Source organism: Alteriqipengyuania abyssalis (assembly GCF_019857185.1).
Lineage (GTDB): Bacteria > Pseudomonadota > Alphaproteobacteria > Sphingomonadales > Sphingomonadaceae > Alteriqipengyuania > Alteriqipengyuania abyssalis.
In genome coordinates, this window is the sequence record NZ_JAHWXP010000002.1 from 24,235 (window position 1) to 43,845 (window position 19,611).

Annotated in this window: 19 protein-coding genes and 1 tRNA gene; 14 read left to right on the forward strand and 6 right to left on the reverse strand. The window is 67.0% G+C overall.

Going from position 1 to position 19,611, the window contains the following annotated elements; genetic code table 11:
- Nucleotides 1-62 precede the first annotated feature (62 nt).
- Nucleotides 63-1,766 (reverse strand): CHASE domain-containing protein, encoded by a 1,704-nt coding sequence (locus KYN89_RS05175; RefSeq protein WP_346727197.1) that lies wholly within the window; start codon nt 1,764-1,766, stop codon nt 63-65.
- A 167-nt stretch (nt 1,767-1,933) separates the two neighbouring features.
- On the opposite strand from KYN89_RS05175, the gene KYN89_RS05180 reads away from it, so the two are divergent.
- From KYN89_RS05180 to KYN89_RS05190, 3 genes are read left to right on the forward strand one after another with little or no spacing between them, the layout of a single operon-like run.
- Nucleotides 1,934-2,146: a NepR family anti-sigma factor gene (locus tag KYN89_RS05180; RefSeq protein ID WP_222824131.1), complete on the forward strand. Its 213-nt coding sequence runs from the start codon at nt 1,934-1,936 to the stop codon at nt 2,144-2,146.
- Nucleotides 2,143-2,763, forward strand: a complete 621-nt coding sequence (locus KYN89_RS05185; protein WP_010235755.1) for a sigma-70 family RNA polymerase sigma factor — start codon at nt 2,143-2,145, stop codon at nt 2,761-2,763. Before KYN89_RS05180 ends, KYN89_RS05185 begins: the two co-directional genes overlap by 4 nt.
- A gap of 60 nt (nt 2,764-2,823) precedes the next feature.
- Nucleotides 2,824-4,020 carry an AI-2E family transporter gene (locus tag KYN89_RS05190; RefSeq protein WP_222824132.1) on the forward strand — a complete coding sequence of 399 codons (1,197 nt, stop codon included), beginning with the start codon at nt 2,824-2,826 and terminating at the stop codon, nt 4,018-4,020.
- 77 nt (nt 4,021-4,097) lie between these two features.
- Here the strand turns inward: KYN89_RS05190 and KYN89_RS05195 are convergent, their stop codons facing one another.
- Together KYN89_RS05195 and KYN89_RS05200 are read right to left on the reverse strand one after the other, a co-directional pair.
- Nucleotides 4,098-4,712 carry a superoxide dismutase gene (locus KYN89_RS05195; RefSeq protein WP_222824133.1) on the reverse strand — a complete coding sequence of 205 codons (615 nt, stop codon included), beginning with the start codon at nt 4,710-4,712 and terminating at the stop codon, nt 4,098-4,100.
- A 32-nt stretch (nt 4,713-4,744) separates the two neighbouring features.
- Nucleotides 4,745-5,998 carry a dicarboxylate/amino acid:cation symporter gene (locus tag KYN89_RS05200; RefSeq protein ID WP_248285108.1) on the reverse strand — a complete coding sequence of 418 codons (1,254 nt, stop codon included), beginning with the start codon at nt 5,996-5,998 and terminating at the stop codon, nt 4,745-4,747.
- A 143-nt stretch (nt 5,999-6,141) separates the two neighbouring features.
- Between KYN89_RS05200 and glmM the strand changes: the two genes are divergently transcribed.
- The 3 genes from glmM to thiD are packed head-to-tail and all read left to right on the forward strand — an operon-like array spanning nt 6,142 to nt 8,515.
- Nucleotides 6,142-7,479, forward strand: coding sequence for a phosphoglucosamine mutase (gene glmM, locus KYN89_RS05205; RefSeq protein ID WP_222824135.1), 1,338 nt, complete (start codon nt 6,142-6,144; stop codon nt 7,477-7,479).
- Nucleotides 7,479-7,703, forward strand: coding sequence for a DUF1272 domain-containing protein (locus KYN89_RS05210; RefSeq protein ID WP_222824136.1), 225 nt, complete (start codon nt 7,479-7,481; stop codon nt 7,701-7,703). Before glmM ends, KYN89_RS05210 begins: the two co-directional genes overlap by 1 nt.
- A complete protein-coding gene (gene thiD, locus KYN89_RS05215) occupies nt 7,700-8,515 on the forward strand; it encodes a bifunctional hydroxymethylpyrimidine kinase/phosphomethylpyrimidine kinase (protein WP_222824137.1) in 816 nt (271 codons plus the stop codon). Before KYN89_RS05210 ends, thiD begins: the two co-directional genes overlap by 4 nt.
- A 44-nt stretch (nt 8,516-8,559) precedes the next feature.
- Here the strand turns inward: thiD and KYN89_RS05220 are convergent, their stop codons facing one another.
- Nucleotides 8,560-9,447: an LOG family protein gene (locus tag KYN89_RS05220; protein WP_010235768.1), complete on the reverse strand. Its 888-nt coding sequence runs from the start codon at nt 9,445-9,447 to the stop codon at nt 8,560-8,562.
- 147 nt (nt 9,448-9,594) lie between these two features.
- Here KYN89_RS05220 and KYN89_RS05225 point away from each other — a divergent pair, with 147 nt between their 5' ends.
- The 3 genes from KYN89_RS05225 to KYN89_RS05235 all read left to right on the forward strand — a co-directional run bounded on the left by KYN89_RS05225 (nt 9,595) and on the right by KYN89_RS05235 (nt 13,474).
- Complete coding sequence (locus tag KYN89_RS05225; RefSeq protein ID WP_222824138.1) at nt 9,595-10,038, forward strand: hypothetical protein; 444 nt, start codon at nt 9,595-9,597, stop codon at nt 10,036-10,038.
- Nucleotides 10,039-10,116: 78 nt separating this feature from the next.
- Complete coding sequence (locus tag KYN89_RS05230) at nt 10,117-12,159, forward strand: TonB-dependent receptor family protein (RefSeq protein ID WP_346727198.1); 2,043 nt, start codon at nt 10,117-10,119, stop codon at nt 12,157-12,159.
- A gap of 13 nt (nt 12,160-12,172) precedes the next feature.
- Nucleotides 12,173-13,474: a PepSY-associated TM helix domain-containing protein gene (locus KYN89_RS05235; RefSeq protein WP_222824139.1), complete on the forward strand. Its 1,302-nt coding sequence runs from the start codon at nt 12,173-12,175 to the stop codon at nt 13,472-13,474.
- A 159-nt stretch (nt 13,475-13,633) separates the two neighbouring features.
- On the opposite strand, the gene KYN89_RS05240 is transcribed toward KYN89_RS05235, so the two are convergent.
- Nucleotides 13,634-13,707, reverse strand: a tRNA-Gln gene (locus KYN89_RS05240).
- Nucleotides 13,708-13,891: 184 nt separating this feature from the next.
- Here KYN89_RS05240 and KYN89_RS05245 point away from each other — a divergent pair.
- Together KYN89_RS05245 and KYN89_RS05250 are read left to right on the forward strand one after the other, a co-directional pair.
- Nucleotides 13,892-15,088, forward strand: coding sequence for a Ppx/GppA phosphatase family protein (locus tag KYN89_RS05245; protein WP_222824140.1), 1,197 nt, complete (start codon nt 13,892-13,894; stop codon nt 15,086-15,088).
- Nucleotides 15,088-15,753 carry an RlmE family RNA methyltransferase gene (locus KYN89_RS05250; protein WP_222824141.1) on the forward strand — a complete coding sequence of 222 codons (666 nt, stop codon included), beginning with the start codon at nt 15,088-15,090 and terminating at the stop codon, nt 15,751-15,753. The genes KYN89_RS05245 and KYN89_RS05250 overlap by 1 nt, the downstream gene beginning before the upstream one ends.
- A 54-nt stretch (nt 15,754-15,807) precedes the next feature.
- On the opposite strand, the gene KYN89_RS05255 is transcribed toward KYN89_RS05250, so the two are convergent.
- Nucleotides 15,808-16,503: a c-type cytochrome gene (locus KYN89_RS05255; protein WP_222824142.1), complete on the reverse strand. Its 696-nt coding sequence runs from the start codon at nt 16,501-16,503 to the stop codon at nt 15,808-15,810.
- Nucleotides 16,504-16,668: 165 nt separating this feature from the next.
- On the opposite strand from KYN89_RS05255, the gene KYN89_RS05260 reads away from it, so the two are divergent.
- From KYN89_RS05260 to KYN89_RS05270, 3 genes are read left to right on the forward strand one after another with little or no spacing between them, the layout of a single operon-like run.
- Nucleotides 16,669-17,301: a hypothetical protein gene (locus tag KYN89_RS05260; RefSeq protein WP_248285041.1), complete on the forward strand. Its 633-nt coding sequence runs from the start codon at nt 16,669-16,671 to the stop codon at nt 17,299-17,301.
- 1 nt (nt 17,302) lies between these two features.
- Nucleotides 17,303-18,595, forward strand: coding sequence for a DUF4350 domain-containing protein (locus tag KYN89_RS05265; RefSeq protein WP_222824143.1), 1,293 nt, complete (start codon nt 17,303-17,305; stop codon nt 18,593-18,595).
- On the forward strand, nt 18,592-19,554 hold the full coding sequence (locus tag KYN89_RS05270) for an AAA family ATPase (RefSeq protein WP_222824144.1): 963 nt from the start codon (nt 18,592-18,594) through the stop codon (nt 19,552-19,554). The genes KYN89_RS05265 and KYN89_RS05270 overlap by 4 nt, the downstream gene beginning before the upstream one ends.
- Nucleotides 19,555-19,611: the final 57 nt, after the last annotated feature.

A 19,611-nucleotide genomic window follows, 5' to 3' on the forward strand; every position in this document is an offset into this window, starting at 1 on the left:
CGGCGCCCTTTTTGTGTCTCGTCTGAAGGCGGCCCGGCGGCCCGGGGCATTAGCTCCCCAGATCAGCCCCTGCTCGTAGCCCCTGCTTCGCGCGCCTGCACGCCGGTGGGCCGGTTGCGCGCCCGCATCCTGAACTCGGTCGGCTTGCGCACCGGCACCCGCAGCACGCAGCGCACGCCCTGCGGCGCAAAGTCCAGTTCGACCGGGTGCTTGAGCTCGTGCGCGACGATCTTCTCGATCAGTTCGGTGCCGAAGCCGCGCGGGCGCTCGCTCGCCACCGTCGGCCCGCCGCGCTCCTGCCACAGCACCTCGACCAGATTTTCGCGCAGCTGGTGCCAGGTGACATCGAGCTGCCCGCCTTCGACCGAGAGCGAGCCATATTTGGACGCATTGGTCGCCAGCTCGTGAATCGCGAGGCCGAAGGACAGAGCGTCATTGGGCGCAAGATCGACCTCGGGCCCGTCGAGTTTCAGGATCGATTCGGCGGAATTGGCATAGGGTGCCAACTCCGCTTCCAGCACCGCACGCAGCGGCGTGGTGCCCCATTCGGACTGGGTCAGCAGATCGTGCGTGGCGGACAGGGCGCGGATCCGCCCGTCGAGCCCGCTGGCGAAATCCTCCAGCGAATGCGCCCGCCGCCGGGTCAGCGCGACGATCGACAGCACATTGGCAAGCGTGTTTTTGACCCGGTGGTTAAGCTCGCGGGTCAGCGAATTGCGGATCGAGTTCTGCTCGGCATAGAAATCGAGCGCCGCCTGGTCCTCATGCGCCTGCTGGGTCAGCAGTCGTGCGACCAGCATCGAAAGGCTGGCGACCGCGATCCCGAACAGCAGGGTAATCATCGAGAGCAGCGAGAGCGCATCGCCACGCGCCGATTCGACCTCCACCGTCATCGGCCGATCGGCCAGATCGACCTCGATCCGCGTCACCCGCCCGGTCCGCCGTGCAGGCGCGTGCGCCGCGACCAGATTGGCGGCAACCGGCTCGCCATCATACAGCCGCACGCCCCGCTGGCCGACCAGTTCGCGCGTCAGCACCGAATCGAGGAACACCTGCGAATTGAACGGGCCATAGACGAAGCCACGGATCAGCTCGTCGCGCGTGCCCGGCTCGAACACGGGCATGTAGATGATGAAGCCCGAGTCGCGCCCCTGGCCTTCCTGCACCAGCACGATCCGTCCGCTCGCGGTCGGGCGCCCAGTCTCGATCGCCTTCTGCATTGCGCTGCGGCGGACGGCCTCGGAATACATGTCGAAGCCGATCGCGCGGGCGTTGCGTTCGCTCATCGGCTCGAGAAAGGTCACCGGGACGGCGAAGTTGCTGCCTGCCTCGGGTCGCGGCGTGATGCGGAACGGCTCTCCTGTATCGGCCTGAACCATGCGTTCGAAGCTGCCGATCTGCCCGCTCGGCACGATCGGCGCCCAGCCGATCCCCTCCGCCCCGCGATAATCCGCGTCCAGCCGCAATTCGGTGGCGAAGCGGCGGAACAGGTCGGCGGGCACCCGGTCGAGCGTGGTGATCAGCGCCGCGCCCGCGATCAGGTACGATCCGCTGGTATTGACCCGCCGGTCCAGCGAGGACGCGATCACCTGCGCGGTTTCGTTGAGCTGCGCCTGCTCGCGCCGGCGCTCGCCGCGTTCGATCGCATAGACGCTCAGCGCGGTGATTGCGGTGATCAGCAGGAAGATCACCACCGGCACGGCACGGGGGTAATGGACCAGCCATCGCCTGAATCGCCGTGTCGGAAGTGTCGGATCGGACGCCACTATTGCTCCGCTAGAATATCGTTCGGGCCGCGCGTCCGGCGGCCTGGTGAATGCTGGATTTAGCAAGGGAACCACGCGCGGGCAGCAACGTTCCTGTTGTCTTGGATCGATTATGGGAAGGGCAGGCTTGGGTTTCGGCTACCGATACCCCATGTAAGCCGACAGGCATGAACGAAAAACACACACCGGATACGCAGGGCCAGCACGTCAAGGGCGCTGGCAAGGATGGCGCGAGCATGGAAGAGCCTCGCTGGGCGGACAGCCTGCGAAGCCTTTACGACTCCGTGGTCGACGAACCGATCCCCGACAGCTTCAAGGATTTGCTCGCTCAGTTCGACGATCCTGAAAAGGACGCCGGCAAGGGCGGTGGCAAGTCATGAGCGGGCACCCCGCACCAGCCGCCGATCCGGTCGAGTTCAAGCGTGAACTGACCGGCGTGGTTCCGCACCTGCGCGCCTTCGCGCGCGGACTGTGCGGCAGGCCCGACATGGCCGACGACCTCGTGCAGGAAACGCTGATGAAGGCCTGGGCCGCGCAGGAGCGGTTCGAGCCGGGCACCAGCATGCGCGCGTGGACTTTCGTGATCCTGCGCAATGCCTACCTCACCGATATGCGCCGCAACCGCTTTCGCGGAGAATATGACGAGAATGTCGCCGAACGCATTCTGACCGCACCCGCTGGGCAGGAGGAGCCGATCCACCTGTCCGACATGCACCGTGCGCTACTGACCCTCCCGCCCGAAAGGCGCGAGGCGCTGCTGCTGGTGGGCGCGGGCGGCTTCTCCTACGAAGAAGCGGCCAATATCTGTGGCTGCGCGGTCGGCACGATCAAGAGCCGCGTGGGCCGCGCCCGCGCCGCGCTCAATGCGATGCTTGCCGATGGCGATATTCCCCGGCGCTCGATCGACGACGACACCGCCCACCGCGCGATCCTGGAAGAGCTGGACGATGTCGCGGCGGGCAATGGTCTGGCCGAACCGACCAATGGGCGCAGCTGATGGCATCCGCGCCCTGTCTGGGCGCGCCCTGACCGCACGCCGCACCGCCGGATCGCCGCGATGAGCGAGCCGGGGGGCGAAGCGGAACGTCGGCCTGACAAGCCGCCACGTTCCACCGGCGGTTCCAAAAAACGCACACTGCTGGCCGAGCAGGAACTGCGCCTGCTGAGCACGCTGGTGCTGCTGCTGGGCGTGGGCCTGTTCCTCGCCCTGCCCTTCGTCCTGTCGATAGGCTCGGTGGTGTTCCTGCCGGTTACCGCCGCCGTCCTCCTGACCGTATTGCTCGCCCCGCTGGCCGATCGCCTGTCGTCATGGGGCGTGCCCAACACGCTTGCTTCGGTGCTCGCGTTGATCATTTTCGTCGCAATCGTGGTGCTCGCCTTCAGCGCGATCCTGCAACCGGCGTTTTCACTGTTCGACCGGCTGCCCGAACTGATCGAGCAGATCGGATCGCGGTACCGTGAAATGCAGGAGGAGTTTGCCTGGCTCGCCAACGCCAACGAGCGGCTGACCGACCTGGTCGGTGAATCGGGCGCGACCGAGGTGGTGCTGGCCGGGCCTTCGGTGTTCCAGCAGGTCGCGATCAGCGCGCCGGTGCTGCTGCTGGAAGTGATGCTGACCTTCCTGATGGCCTTCTTCATGGTCGAAGCGCGCGGACGGCTGCGGCGCAACATCCTGTTCGGGCGAACCAGCTTCGGCACCAGCGTCAAGGCGGCGCGCGTGCTGCGCGAAGTGCAGGACCGGGTGGCCGCCTACATCCTGACGGTGGCCTGGATCAATCTGGGCGTCGGCATCGTCGTCGCGCTGGGCGCATGGGCGATGGGCCTGCCCGCACCGATCATGTGGGGCGGCCTCGCAATGCTGCTCAACTTCATTCCCTATGTGGGCCCGCTGGCGATGACCGGGCTGCTGGTGCTGTTCGGCCTGGGCACGGCGGATTCGGTGTTCCTCGGCATGATCCCCGCGGTCGCCTACATCACGCTGCACGTGTTCGAGGCGAATGCGATCACGCCCGCGATCCTCGGCCGCCGGTTCACCATGAACCCGGTCATGATCCTGCTCGCCTTTTCCTATTTCACCTGGATCTGGGGCGCGATCGGGGCGCTGCTGTCGGTCCCGCTGCTGCTGATGCTGACCGCGTTCTTCGACCACGTCGGGCGGCCCAACCTGCTCGGCTTCATCTTCGGCGAACCACTGTTCCAGACCCCGCTGATCGAAGAGGCGGACGAGTCCCTCACGCCTTCGCCCAACGGCTGACACCCGACCTCACAAAAAAGGGGCCGGACCGCAGCGCGGCCCGACCCCTTTTCAATCATTGACGATATCTCGTCCGATCAGCTGGAATATTTCCAGGTTTCACCGCGCGCGAGGTTCTCGCTCGCGAAGCCCCAGTTCAGCTTCTCGGTCGTCAGCGCCTTGAGATAGGCCGGACGCGCATTCTGGTGGTCGAGGTAGTAGGCGTGTTCCCACAGGTCGATCACGAGCAGCGGGTTGACGCCATCCTTGTCGGCCAGCGTATCGCCGTCATGGGTTTCCTCGATCGTCAGCTTGCCGCCCTTTTCGGCGAGCCAGACCCAGCCGCTGGCGAAGTGACCGGCACCGCGTTCCTGCAGTTTTTCCTTGAGCGCATCGACCGAGCCGAAGGCGCTTTCGATCATGCTCTTGAGCTCGTCCGAGGCGGCGGTTTCTTCGCCCGCCATCGAGTTCCAGTAGAACCCGTGGTTCCAGCTCTGCGCCGAATTGTTGAACAGGCCCTGGTCGCTGCCACGCGCGGCGGCGATGATTTCCTCAAGCGACTTGTTCGCGTGATCGGTGCCTTCGATCGCCGCGTTGGTCTTGTCGATATAGGCCTTGTGGTGCTTGCCGTGGTGGTAGCTGAGCGTCTCGGCGGAGACCGCCGGGGCCAGCACGTTATCGGGATAGGGCAGCGGGGTAACTTCGAAAGCCATGTGAGTTGTCTCCCATTCTTTGGGTTTGTGGTTCAGCTGTCGGTAAGTGAACGCGCGGGCGCGGCATCCGTTGCAAGATTTTCGTCCTTTTGCCGATCGGTCGCACTGGCGAGCGCGACGTCTGCGGTGACGTTGGCCAGCGTGCGCATGATATCGGGGATCATCTCCACCGCGACCAGCAGCGCAAGCGGCTCGACCGGCACGCCCATCGCCAGCGCGATCGGCCCGATCGAGACGACGAAGCTGATCGTGCCGGGCAGGCTGACCGACCCGATCGAGATCACGAAGGCGACCGCGAGCCCCGCGAGCATGGCGGTCAGCCCCAGCTCGATCCCGAACAGGTGCGCGACGTAGATCGCCACCGCGAGGTTCATCGCCGGGCTGGTCGCGCGGAAGATCGCGACCGACAGCGGCAAGACGAAATCTGCGACATTCTCGCTGATGTCGAGCCGCCGCGCGCTCGCCAGCATCGCGGGCAGGCTGGCGAGCGAGCTCTGGGTGGAGATGGCAACCGCCTGTGCAGGCAGCAGCGCGCGTGCGAAGCGCAGCGGCCCGTGCCGCACCGCACCGACCACGAAGGCGGCGACCAGCACGATCCCGCCCATCGCCGCGACGGTAGCGATATAGTGGATCAGCGTCAGGAACGCCGCGTCCCCGCCCGCGCGCACCGCGACCCCGAGCGCCAGCGCGAAGACCCCGACCGGCGCAACCCACAGCACCCAGCCGATCACCATCAGCATCGCATTCGCGACAGCTTCGAAAAAGCTGCGCAGGATTGCGGACTGCTCGGGCGCCAGGCGGGTGATCGCGACCGCGAACAGCGCGAAGAAGATCGTTAGCGGCAGCATCGCGGTCTCGGCCGCGGCGGCGATAATGTTGGGCGCGATCAGCGAGAGGATGAATTCGCTTAAGCCCGGCACCTCCTGCGGCTCGACATTCGCAGCCAGCAGGCTCTGCGCGCCTGCGGGCGGCGGCACGGCGTCCAGCAGCAGCGGCATCGCGATCAGTGTGGCGACCCCGCCGAAGACCAGCGCCGCCGCGACGAACACCAGCATCCGTCGCGCGGTCGCCCCGGCGCGCGCGGCACTCGCGAGCTGGGTGATGCCCAGCACCAGCAGTGCGGCGACCAGCGGGATGATCGTCATCTGCAAGGCGCGCAGCCACAGCGCGCCCGCCGGTGCGGTGACCGGCAGAATGCTGTCCGCAACCGGCCGCCCGGCGATCAGCGATCCGGCGATCAGCCCGGCGACGAGCCCGCCGAAGGTCCACCAGACCGGCAGGCGCAACGTCACCAGCCGTGCGGGACGGGTTGTCTCAGGTGCCGACAAGCGCGATTGCCCCCTTCCATCGCCGTGCCTGCGCGTCCACAAGCGCGCTCCACGGGATCGCCTCGGTACAGACGACAAGCAAGGGTGTGAAGACCTCGATCATGGCACGCAAATACTTCGGCACCGACGGAATTCGCGGAGAGACCAACAAGGGCGCGATGACCGCCGCCATGGCGATGCGCGTCGCGCAGGCCGCGGGCGCGCATTTCCGGCGGGGCGACCATCGCCACCGGGTGGTGATCGGCAAGGACACGCGCCTGTCGGGCTACATGGTCGAGAACGCGCTGGTCGCAGGCTTCACCAGCATGGGCGTGAACGTGATCCAGACCGGTCCGCTGCCCACCCCCGCGATCGCGATGCTGACGCGCGAGATGCGCGCCGATCTGGGGGTGATGATTTCGGCCAGCCACAATCCCTATCAGGACAACGGCATCAAGCTGTTCGGCCCCGACGGTTTCAAGCTGTCCGACGAGGACGAGGCCGCGATCGAGGCGCTGATCGATCAGGAACCCGAGTTGGTCCCCGCCAGCGAGATCGGACGCGCGCGCCGGATCGAGGATTCGCGCGGGCGCTATATTCACGCGGTCAAGCAGTCGGTCAGCGACAAGACCCGGTTCGACGATCTGAAAGTGGTGGTCGATTGCGCCAATGGCGCGGCCTATCAGGTCGCCCCCAGCGCGATCTGGGAACTGGGCGCGGAGGTCATCACGCTCGGTGTCGATCCCAACGGCACCAATATCAACGACGGGGTCGGCTCGACCTCTCTCGACGCGGTCAAGGCCAAGGTCGTGGAGACCGGCGCCGATATCGGCATTGCGCTGGATGGCGATGCGGATCGGCTGATCGTGATCGACGAGAAGGGCGAGGCGATCGACGGCGACCAGATCATGGCCTCGATCGCGACCCGCATGGCGGAAAAGGGCCAGCTGCGCGGTGGCGGCGTGGTCGCGACGGTGATGAGCAACCTCGGCCTCGAACGCTATTTGGAAGGCAAGGGTCTGACGCTGGAGCGGACCAAGGTCGGCGATCGCTATGTTCTGGGCCGGATGCGCAGCGGCGGCTTCAATGTCGGCGGCGAACAGTCGGGCCACATGATCCTGCTCGACCATGCGACCACCGGCGACGGTACGGTTGCGGCGATGCGCGTGCTCGCCAGCCTGGTCCGCTCCAACCGCCCCGCGTCGGAAGAGCTGCGGATGTTCGAGCCCGTGCCCCAGCTGCTCAAGAACGTGCGCTACGACGGGGCGAGCCCGCTCGACGCGGAAACGGTCAAGGCCGCGATCAAGGATGCGGAGCGGGCGCTGGCGGGCAAGGGCCGGCTGGTGATCCGCGCTTCGGGCACCGAACCGCTGATCCGCGTGATGGCGGAGGGCGACGATGCGTGCGAGGTGGAACAGGTGGTCGACGCGGTGTGCGACGCGGTCAGGGCGGCCGGCTGATGCTCGACATGCGGCCCGATTGCGAACGCTGCGGTGCGGATCTGCCCGCGCCCCGGCCGGGCGCCTTCATCTGCAGCTTCGAATGCACCTTCTGCGCGCAGTGCGCGGAGGCGCTGGACGATCTGTGCCCCAATTGCGGAGGCGAACTGATGGACCGACCCACGCGAACGGGCGACCTGCTCGAGAGATTCCCAGCCAGCACCGAGCGCAAGTTCAAGGGATGAGCGACAAGCCCCCTCCCCGCATTCTCTCCATCGCCGGGTCCGATTCGGGCGGCGGTGCCGGCATCCAGGCCGACATCAAGACGATCACGATGCTCGGCGGCTATGCGATGACCGCGATCACCGCGATCACCGCGCAGAATTCGCGCGGTGTGCAGGGGATCACTCCGCTGAGCGGCGATTTCGTGGTCGAACAGATCGATTCCTGCCTGACCGATTTCGGCGCAGACGCGATCAAGATCGGGATGCTCCACGATGCGGGGATCATCGCCGAGGTCGCCAAGGGCCTCGCGACCCTGCCCGAGGCGCAGGGTGTACCGCTGATCCTCGACCCGGTGATGGTCGCCACGTCGGGCGCGCGGCTGCTGCGCGAAGATGCGGTAGAGATTATGCGTGAGCAGCTGTTCCCGCTGGCGACGCTGCTCACACCCAATCTGCCCGAACTCGAAATCCTCGCCGGCCAATCGCTCACCGATACCGGGCAGATCGTGGAGGCGTCGATCGCGCTGGCCGAGGCGAATGACTGCCACGTGCTCGCCAAGGGCGGGCACACGGATGATGCGCGGGTGATCGACATCCTGTGTTCGCCCGAAGGCTTCCTGATGCAGTTCGACGATGCGAAGATCGATTCGCGCCACACGCATGGCACGGGCTGCACTCTGTCCGCCGCCATCGCCACGCTGGTCGGCCACGGGCAACCGCTGCATCACGCGATCCGGCTGGCGCGGCAATTCACCCGCGCAGCGATCGAAAACGCGCCGGGCTTCGGCGACGGCCACGGCCCGATGGGCCATCAGGCGGTGCGCAAACTTTAGGGGTGAAGCCCGGGCGTCCTCGCGACGAGAGCCGCCCGCGCCCGCTACACCTTCAGGTCGTAGAACTTGGCGATCGCCGCCCACGCCTCGTCGGCGGTCTCGCACCAGGTTATCAGGTCGAGATCGCGCGCGGAGATCGTCCCTTCCTCGGCCAGCGCCTCGAAATTGATCACCCGGCTCCAGAAATCCTCGCCGAACAGCAGGATCGGCATGGGCTTCATCTTGCCGGTCTGGATCAGCGTCAGCAGTTCGAAGAACTCGTCGAACGTGCCGAACCCGCCGGGGAACACCGCAACCGCCTTCGCGCGCAGCAGGAAGTGCATCTTGCGCAGCGCGAAGTAGTGAAACTGGAAGCTGAGGTAGGGCGTGACGTAGGTATTGGGCGCCTGCTCGTGCGGCAGCACGATGTTGAGGCCGATGCTCTCGCCACCCGCGTCGCTTGCGCCGCGATTGCCCGCTTCCATGATCGACGGGCCGCCACCGGTGGTGACCACGAACTGCCGCTCGCCATTCTCGATGATCGCCTTTTCGGTGACCATCCGTGCAAGGTTGTAGGCTTCCTGATAATACTTGGCCTTGCCGATCAGGCTCCGGGTGACCTTGGCTTCATCCTCGGGCTCACTTTCGGCGCGCTTTTCCATCGCCTCGACATCTTCGGTCGAGGGGATTCGCGCAGAGCCGTACATCACCAGCGTGCTGCCCACGCCCGCCTGATCCAGCAGCATTTCCGGCTTGAGCAGCTCAAGCTGGAAACGGACCGGGCGCAGCTCTGGCTTGAGGAGGAACTCCTCGTCGCTGAACGCCAGCTTGTAGGCCGGGTGCCGCGTCTGCGGCGTATCGAAGCTGCTGGCGCCCTCGGCGAAACCCGCCTCTTCCTGCGCCCCGTAAAACCGGCGATCATAGAGATCGCGCACACCACCATCTTTGCTCATTGAAGCGGCGATAGGCGGCAATCGCGCGCCCGGCAAGGACCGAGCGCACCGGCGCGCACGTTGCCGGGTGACGTAGGCCGAATTGCGGCCTAAGGCCCCGCCCCGATGCCAGCGTTACAGCACATTCGGCGGTCGCCGCCCTGGAGGATGATATCCATCCTGCTGCTGGCCTTCGGCCTCAATGCGCTGGCTCCCTCCGGCTACATGATCGCGCGGACGCAGGGCGGCTTGCCCGGCGTGGTGGTCTGCCCCGAAACGCATCCGCTGGCCCGCGCTATCGAGGCTTCGCGCGAGCGGCACGAGATGCACGATGGCATGGCGATGGATCATGCCGCGATGGGTCACGCGGTCGTCGATCACGCCGCGATGGGCCACGCCAGCGACGATGGCACCGCCCCGACGGCGACCGACAAGGGGCACTGCGCGCTGGCCAGCGCTGCGAAGCTCGCGCTCCATTCTCCCGGCGAAGCCCTGCTGGCGGCAGAGATGGCCTATGCCGTCCTGCTCGGTCTCAGAGCGATCCGTCCGCTGGCGCTTCGTGCGCCACCGCATCTGCGCCCACCATTGCGCGGGCCCCCGCCGGCGATCTGACACCGACAATCCATTCAGATCACGCGCGCCGCGCACCGGGCAGTCCAGCCCCGTCGCGCCGCGCATCGGAGAATTTTTGTGAAGATTTCCCATCTTGCGCTGGGCGCAGCCATGCTGGCTGCCGCCTCGCCTGCACTTGCCAATACCGACGCTGCCGACACCGAAGACACGATTGCCGACAAAGCGTCCGACAGCTCCGACGCGGACAGCACGGAACGAGCCATCATCGTGACGGGGCAGCGCGCCGCGAACGAAGCGGAGGAACGCGCTGCGAAGACGCCCGGCGGCACCGATGTCGTCACCTACGACGAGTATGCGGACAAGTCGCTCGTCTCGCTGCGCGATGCGCTTGCCCTGTCGCCCGGCGTCTACCTCCAGCCGCGTTACGGGCAGGAGGTGCGCATCTCGATCCGCGGGTCGGGCCTGTCGCGCGGATATCACATGCGCGGCATCACGCTGTTGCAGGACGGCGTGCCGATCAACCTCGCCGACGACAATGGCGACTTCCAGGAGCTGGAGCCGATCTTCTTCGAGTATCTCGAAGTCTATCGCGGCGCCAACGCGCTGCGCTTCGGCTCGGGCACGCTGGGCGGCGCGATCAATGGCGTGACGCCCACGGGCGCGACCGCCGGCGGGCTCTATCTGCGCGGCGATGCGGGCAGCTTCGAGACTTTTCGCGGCCTTGCCTCCTACGGCGTCCAGAGCGGCCCCGGCGATGCCTGGGCGGCGATCAGCTACGACAGCTCCAATGGCGACCGCGACCATGCGCAGCGCACCTCGCTGCGCTTCCACGGGAATGTCGGGCTTCAGATCACCGACAATATCGAGAACCGCTTCTACGCCAGCGTCAACTCGATCGATCAGGCGCTTCCGGGCGCGCTCGACCAGGCCACGGCACTGACCGCGCCGGAGACGGGCAATTTCGCAGGCGACCAGGGGCGCGACATCGATTCGATCCGCCTGCAGAACCGCACGCGGTTCTCGTTCGACGGGGGCCAGCTCGATGTCGGCGGGTTCGTCAACGCGAAGTCGCTCTACCACCCGATCTTCCAGGTGCTCGATTACAAATCGACCGATCGCGGCGTCTATGCGCGGTTCGACTATGCCACGGGTCCGTTCGAGCTGACGCTGGGCGGCGAGACGCGGCATGGCGACACCGATGCGAAGCGCTTCGTGAACGTCAGCGGGCAACGCGGCGCACCGACCTACACCGCGGAGCAGCGCGCTGCGACGTCCAACATCTATGGCGAAATCCGCTTCCGTCCGATCGAGCCGCTGCAACTGATCGCAGGCGCGATCTATGCCGATGGCTTCCGCGAGCAGCACCTGTTGTTCGACGGCTTTGCCGGGGGGACGGTCGATGTCACCGGGCGCGCCGATTTCGACGGGTTCTCGCCCAAGTTCGGCGTGCTGTTCGAGGCGAACGAGAACATCCAGCTGTTCGCCAACTACAGCCGCTCGGTCGAATTCCCGGGCTTTGCCGAGGTGGCGCAGGTCGCCAGCTTCGTGAACCTCGACCCGCAGCGCGCGTGGACGGCGGAGATCGGCACGCGTGGGCGTGCGGGCATCCTCGAATGGGATCTTGCAGCCTATCGCGCGGACATCGAAGGCGAGCTGTTGCAGTTCAATGTGGGCCCGGACATTCCCGCGTCGACCTTCAATGCAGGCAAGACCCGCCATCAAGGCATCGAAGCGGCGCTGTCGATCGATCTCACCCCATGGGCACGCCTCCGGCAGATCTACACCTACAGCGACTTCCACTTCGAGGACGATCCGCAATACGGCGACAACCGCCTGCCGGTGGTGCCCGAACATCTCTATCGTGCAGAACTGCGTCTTGGCACCGATGCCCTCCACATCGCGCCCAATGTCGAGTGGATGCCCGACGGGCCCTTCGCGGACTACGACAACAGCCTGCAGGTCGATGGCTATGCGCTGGTCGGGATTACCGCCGGTGCCACGCTGACCGACGGGATCGATCTGTTCGTGGATGCGCGCAACGTCTTCGACAAGAAGGCGGTAGGCGACATCAGCGCGGCAATCGCCGCAACGCCGACCTCGGCGATCTTCTACCCTGTCGAGCGTCGCGCCGTCTTCGGCGGCGTGCGCGCGCGCTTCTAAGGGAGGGATGACGATGGCCGATACCGCGACCTATCGCACGATCTGGCGCTGGCATTTCTATGCCGGACTGTTCGTGCTCCCCTTCGTCCTGCTGCTGTCGGTCAGCGGGGCAATCTATCTGTTCAAGCCGCAGATCGACCGGTGGGAGGAACGCGATTATCGCGGCCTCTCGCTGGAGGGCGCGGTGTCGGCCGACCGGCAGCTGGAGGCGGTGAAGACGGCCTTCCCGGGTGGATCGTTCAACCATTACCGCCTGCCCGAACACCCCGGCGATGCGGCCATGGTGCAGATGACCCTGCCCGATGGCGCATTGAGAGAGATCTATGTCTCCCCGCAGGGGCAGGTTCTCGGCACGCTCGACCCGGCTAAGCGGATTTCCAACACGGTCTCGCGTTTCCACGGCTCGCTGATGATGGGCGACTGGGGCGACCGGCTGGTCGAACTGGCCGCAAGCTGGACGATCGTGATGATCCTGAGCGGGCTCTACCTGTGGTGGCCGAGACCGTTTCGCGCCGCCGGGACTTTCTGGCCGCGCCGGTCGCTCAAGGGTCGCCCCCTGATGAAGGACCTCCATCGGGTGATCGGTTTCTGGCTGGCGGGGTTCGTGCTGGTAATGCTGGCAAGCGGCCTGCCCTGGGCGGGCACCTGGGGCAGTACGTTCAAATGGGCGCGCGGCGAGCTGGGCCTGATCGAAGGGCCGCAGGAGTGGAAGATCGGCGCGGAAAAGCCCGTGGCTCACGACCATGGGGCGATGGCCCACTCCTCGCCTTCCCGACCGCAGGCACCCGCGGAGTCCCTCCCGCTGTCCGCTTTCGTCGCACGCGCCGAGGCGGAGCGCATGGCCTTCCCCGTGCTGGTCCTGCCACCCCATGCCCCGCAACGCTTCGGCCCGCCGACCGGCGAAGTCTGGACGGTAAAATCCGAAGCACAGAACCGGCCGCTGATGCGCACGGTTACCTACGATCCGCAGACCGGCGAAGAACGCTCGCGCAGCACCTTTGCGGACAAGCATCCGATCGACCGGGCGATCAATGTCGGGATCGCGTGGCACGAAGGGGCCCTGTTCGGCCCCGCCAACCAGATCATGGGCCTGATCATTGCGCTGGCACTGATCGCCTTGTCCGTGCTCGGTGTGCTCATGTGGCTGAAGCGCAGGCCGACGGGGAAGCTGGCAGCGCCGCCGCACGGTGGTCGCCTGCCACGCGGGTTGATCGCTGTAGTCGCCGTGCTCGCGATCCTCTTGCCGCTGTTCGGCGCTTCGCTGGTCGCAATCCTGCTAGCCGAAAAGGCCGGAGCGATGCTCGCACGCCGCTAGTGCGGGCATCAATCGCCGATAATCCGAAATCCTGACGTTCCGACAGAGCCGATTCGCGTTGCGCGCATTCGGCGTGAAGCACCGTGCCTGGCGGGAATGTGCGCAGACCGGGCGTCGCTGCGGACCCGGCCAGACCGGTGCGCGTTTTCGGTAAAAAGCTGGATGCCCCGTGAGGATTCGAACCTCAATTGACGGAGTCAGAGTCCGTAGTCTTACCATTAGACGACGGGGCAATAGCATTGCGACGGGCCCGCAGAGCGGGCGGAACACGTTCGCGAAGCGGCGCATCTAGAAAGCCGGGACCGCAGCGTCAAGCACTCATCCGCTCAGGCCAGCCTTGCTCAAATGCGCCCGGGCGTTTAGCGTCCGCGTCAGGTGCCCGCGGGATCTCGCTGCGGGTGGATTGGAAAAGTACTTATGGCGGACTTCGCGCCGCCGGACGACAGCAAAGGGGCTTACCCGACGGAGGGCAAAATGTCCGGCGAGGTAGCAGACAAAGGCTACCACCAACCTCCGAAGCCCACGAATTCTCCCAAACGCCACCGCAAGTCCGATGGCAGGCGACGCAATCCCGCTGCCAAGCGCACGTCCGCACCGGGCCAGAAGGGCCCGCGTGGCGGGCGGCAGGCCTATGCCGCGCTCGACCTGGGGACCAATAATTGCCGCCTGCTGATCGCGCGGCCATCGGGGCAGGATTTCACCGTGATCGACGCGTTCAGCCGCGTGGTACGCCTTGGCGAAGGGCTCGCCCTGTCGGGCCGCCTGTCCGACGAGGCAATGGACCGCGCGCTGGGTGCGCTGCATGTGTGCGCCGAGAAACTGCGCCGCCGCAACGTCTTCCTCGCCCGATCGGTCGCCACCGAAGCCTGCCGCAGGGCAGTGAACGGCGCGCAGTTCATCGATCGTGTGCGCGAGGAGACGGGCATCGTGCTCGACATCATCTCCGCGCAGGAAGAGGCGCGGCTGGCGGTGCTGGGATGCCACGTCCTGCTCGAACAGGGGGACGGCCCCGCGCTGATCTTCGATATCGGCGGCGGATCGACCGAGCTGATTCTGGTCGGCCCGGGCGAAGGCGCGATCCCGCGCATTCTCGACTGGCAGAGCGTACCATGGGGCGTCGTCTCGCTGACCGACACGGTGATGGGCGGCATGACCGCGGGCCAGGCCGATGACGAGCAGGGCCGGTTGGACCTCTACGCCGCGATGCGCCGGACGGTGGACGAAAGCTTCGCGCCTTTTGCCAGGCGAATCGGCGATGCTCCGTCGGCCGAGGATATTCGCCTGCTGGGCACCAGCGGCACGGTGACCACGCTCGCCAGCCTGCATCTGCAACTGCCGCATTACGATCGCCGCGCGGTCGACGGGCTGATCGTGCCGTCGCGCTCCATGCGCGACATTTCCGCCAATCTCTCCCGCCTCAGCCTGGCGGACCGGGCCAAGGTGCCGTGCATCGGCACCGACCGGGCCGAACTGGTCGTGGCGGGATGCGCCATTCTCGAATCGATCCTCGACCTGTGGCCAGCCGAACGTCTGGGCGTTGCCGATCGCGGCATTCGCGAAGGCATTCTGCGCAGCCTCATGTCGGGCGACCTGGACCGTGGGACACGAACATAATGAGCCGTAGCCGGGGCGACCCGCAAAAGCGCGTCAAGACCGCCCGTGGGCGCACCGCATCCTCCAACCGCTGGCTGGAGCGGCAGCTGAACGACCCCTACGTGCGCGAGGCGAAGGCAGCGGGCTATCGCAGCCGCGCCGCGTTCAAGCTGATCGAGCTGGACGAGAAGTTCGGTATCCTGCGAGGGAGCGAGCGGATCGTCGACCTCGGTATCGCGCCGGGCGGCTGGTCGCAGATCGCGCAGAAGAAGCGCCCGCAGGCGACGATCGTGGGGATCGACCTGCTGCCGACCGAGCCGCTGGACGGGGTGACGATCCTGGAAATGGATTTCATGGCGGACGAAGCGCCCGAGACGATCATGGGCCACCTGGGCGGACCGCCCGACCTGGTGATGTCGGACATGGCGGCCAACACCGTGGGCCACAAGCAGACCGACCACCTGCGCACGATGGGGCTGGTCGAAACCGCGGCGGACTTCGCGATCCAGACGCTGGCGCCCGGCGGGCAATTCCTCGCCAAGGTGCTCGCCGGCGGCACCGACGCGCAGCTGCTCGCGCTGCTCAAGAAGAACTTCAGGACGGTCAAGCACGCCAAACCGCCGGCGAGCCGCAAGGGCTCGTCGGAATGGTATGTCGTTGCTCAGGGGTTCAAGGGCCGCGACTAGCGGCCCTCATCCGGGGGATTGCTCCGGGGCGACCGAGCGCCGCCCCGTCGGCCCTCAGCCTTCGGGATTGGTCGCGGGTGCGTCTTCCGGCACCGGCTGATCGGCACCCATCGCGCTCGCCGCTTCGGCTTCGCCGGTTTCCGCACCTTCGACCGCACCGGGGCCTTCGCCCGGCGAATCGGCGTCTTCTTCACCCTCGGCAGCGTCTTCGGCAACCGGCGCGGGCAGCGGCGGGCCGCCACCATTTTCGAGCAGATAGAGGATCACGTTGGCGCGATCTTCCGCCTTGGAAAGCCCGGCGAAGCTCATCTTGGTGCCGTTGGCGAAGGCCTTCGGGCTGGTCAGCCAGGCGTCCATGTTCTCGTAAGTCCAGTCGCCGCCGTGGCCCGACAGCGCCGAGCTGTAGGCGAAACCGGCGGCGTGCTTGCCGATCGGCTTGCCCAGAACGCCCCACAGGTTCGGGCCGATGCCGTTCGCGCCGCCCTGGGCGATCGTGTGGCATGCGGTGCACTTGGCGAAGATCGCTTCGCCCGCAGATGCGCTGCCCGCAGCCAGCAGGTTGGCAAACGGCGGGCCTGCATCGGCGGCGCCTTCTTCCTCGTCCGCCTGGATGAAGAAGCCCGGCTCCGCCCCTTCGGGCAGCTCGTTATCGTCGGCGTGGAAGTACATCGAGCTGATGCTCGACGCGCCAAGCGCGATGACGCCGGAAAACAGGATCCACCCGAATGCGGTGTTGCGATTGTCTTTCATCGAAATGTGCCTGGCCGTTTCTGGAATGGGAGACTGCAGGAAGGGTGCGCGCGCGATCTAGCCAGAGCGCCCGATATGCGCAAGTGCCACGCTGGCGTTGCGAAACGAACCATTCGCGAACGCGACGGCTTGCGGCCCCGTGTAGGCCATGCCAAGCCCGCCCGCGTGACGACAGGGGCAGCGACCAGTGAGGGGGCAGTGGACGCCTGGCGCGCGGTGCGCAGCGATTCGGACATCCAGTTCGCGCCCATCGCCCAGCCCGATCCACCCCAGACGCCCGAATGGCTGCGCGCGCTCGGCGAATTCCTGGTCGACCTGCTGGGGCCGGTGGCGCGACTGTTCGTCGCCGCGTGGCCGGTGCTGATGTGGGTGCTGATCGCGATCGGCGTTGCGCTGCTGGTGCTGCTGATCGTGCGGATTTTCGATATTCCGGTGCTCAAACGGCGCAGCAAGGCGTCCGACCAGGCCGAGGATGCCCTGCCAGATCGCGCCGAGGCCGAGGCGCTGCTGAGCGATGCCGACGCGCTCGCCGCGCAGGGCCGCTATGGCGAGGCGGTGCGCCTGCTGCTCGCCCGCAGCATCGGGCAGATCGCCAATCGCCGACCCGATCTGGTCCATCCGTCCAGCACCGCGCGCGAATTGTCCCGGCTCGACGCCCTGCCCGACGCCGGCCGGCGCGCCTTCGCCGCAATCGCGCGCAGCGTGGAACGCGCGCTTTTCGCGCTGGAAGACCTGACCGAACGCGACTGGACCGAGGCGCGCGCCGCCTATGCCGACTTCGCGCTGGAGCGCGGCTGAGATGGCCGGCGCACAGGCATCCGCATTCGGCAAGCGCGGCACCTTCGCGCTGGTGCTGTTCGCGGTGCTCGCCTTCGTCGCCTTCCTGTTCCTGATCGGGCGGGGCGGGCTGGAAGGCAGCGGCAATAATGGCCAGGCCCACGCGGCGGGCACCGGGCTCGCCGGGTTTGCCGGGCTCACCCGCCTGCTGGAAGAGGACGGCGTGTGGGTCGAGCGTTCGCGCGATCGCGGTGCGCTGAACGATCCCGGCCTGTTGGTCCTCACCCCCCCGGCGAATATTGACGACGAGGAATTCGCCGAGATCATCGAGCGCCGCCGGACCATCGGCCCGACAATGATCATCGCGCCCAAGTGGTTCGCGATGCCCGCGCAGGGGGACAGGAACAGCAAGCCCGGCTGGGTTCATCTGCTGGGCGCGGGCGAAAACTGGGCGATGACGATCGATGGCCGCACGCTCTCCTTCCCGCATATCGAGCTGAAGGACCGCGCCGCGCGCTGGCGCGGCCTCGGCCTGAGCGGAACCCTGCCGAGCAAGGACGCGCTGGCGGCGGTCGAAATCGGAGCGGATGACGCCGGGAACAGCGCGGGCAGCGAGAGCGGTTTCCTCGCCCCGCTGGTGGAGGATGGTAAGGGGCGGATGCTCGCCGCCTACCTCGCCGACGATGGCAGCTATCTCGACGGCGACCTCTATCTTGATCCCGAACGCGGCGACAGCGCGCCGGTCTATGGCGTGATGCTGGTCGCCGAACCCGATCTCATGAACAACTGGGGCATGGCCGAGCGAGAGCGCGCGCTGCTGGCGCTCGGTCTGATCGACATTGCCCGGCAGGGGACCGACGGGCCGGTCCGCTTCGACCTGACCCTGAACGGCATGGGCGGATCGCGCAATCTTTTGACCCTCGCGTTCGAGCCGCCCTTCCTCGCCGCCACGCTGACGCTGCTGCTGGCGCTGGCCATCGCGATGTGGCGCGCCTTCACCCGTTTCGGCCCCGCGCTGCGGCCTGCCCCCGCGATCGCCCCGGGCAAGAGCCAGCTGGTCGCCAATGGCGCGCAGGTGATCGCCCGCAGCGGCCGCATACGCCTGCTGCGCGAGCCTTACGCATCGCTGATGCGCGCGCGGATCGCCCATCGGCTCGGCCTGCAACCGGGCGATGACGAGGGGATAGAGCGTGCACTCTCGGCGCGCGGCGCACCCGCGCTCGCCCCTGCGCTGGAGGCGCTCGCCTCGGCCAGCAACCGCAAAGACCTGCTGCGCGCCGCCCGCGCGCTCCGCGATCTCGAAAGGACCCTATGACCCAGGAACTCGAACCGCTCCGCACGCTGGCCGCCGATGTGAAGGCAGAGGTCGGCAAGGCGATCATCGGGCAGGAGGCGATGGTCGATCACCTGCTGATCGCCCTGATCGCGCAGGGCCACGTGCTGATGGAAGGCCCGCCGGGGACCGCGAAGACCTTCCTCGCGCAGTGCTTCGCGCGCGCGACGGGCCTCGATTACGGGCGCATCCAGTTCACGCCCGACCTGCTGCCGGGCGACATCCTGGGCTCCAACCTGTTCAATTTCCAGACCAGCCAGTTCACCCTGACGCGCGGCGCGATCTTTACCGAGCTGCTGCTGGCGGACGAGATCAACCGCACCCCGCCCAAGACGCAGGCTGCGCTGCTGGAGGCGATGCAGGAACGGCGCGTGACGCTGGATGGGGAGACCCACCTCCTACCCGACCGCTTCATGGTCGTCGCGACGCAGAACCCGATCGAGAGCCAGGGCGTCTACCCCCTGCCCGAGGCGCAGCTCGACCGCTTCCTGTTCAAGCTGCTCGCCGAATATCCCAGCGAGGAGGAAGAGGCGCGGATCGTCGCGCGATTCGGCGCAGAGCAGGGCCCGCCCCGGCCCGAGGCCTTCGGGATCGAACCGGTGACGGGGCGTGACGCGCTGCAGCAGGCCATTGCCGCGGTGAAGGCGGTCACGCTCGCGCCGGAGAATGTCGACTACGTGGTCCGGCTGGTCCGCGCGACGCGCAGCCATGCCGACCTCGCCACGGGCGCTAGCCCGCGTGCCGCCGTGCTGCTGGGCAATGCCGCGCGCGTGCGCGCCGCGCTCGACGGGCGCGACTATGTGGTGCCCGACGATATCAAGGCGCTCGCCACGGCCGTGCTGCGCCACCGCCTGATCCTCTCCGCCGCCGCCGAGATCGAGGGGCGCGAGGTCGAGGGAATCGTCGACGATCTGATCGAAAGCACCGAGGCGCCGCGGTGAACCTTCGCCGCCAGATCCTCCCCGCCTTGCCGCAGGCCAGGCGGGGAGGGGGACCGC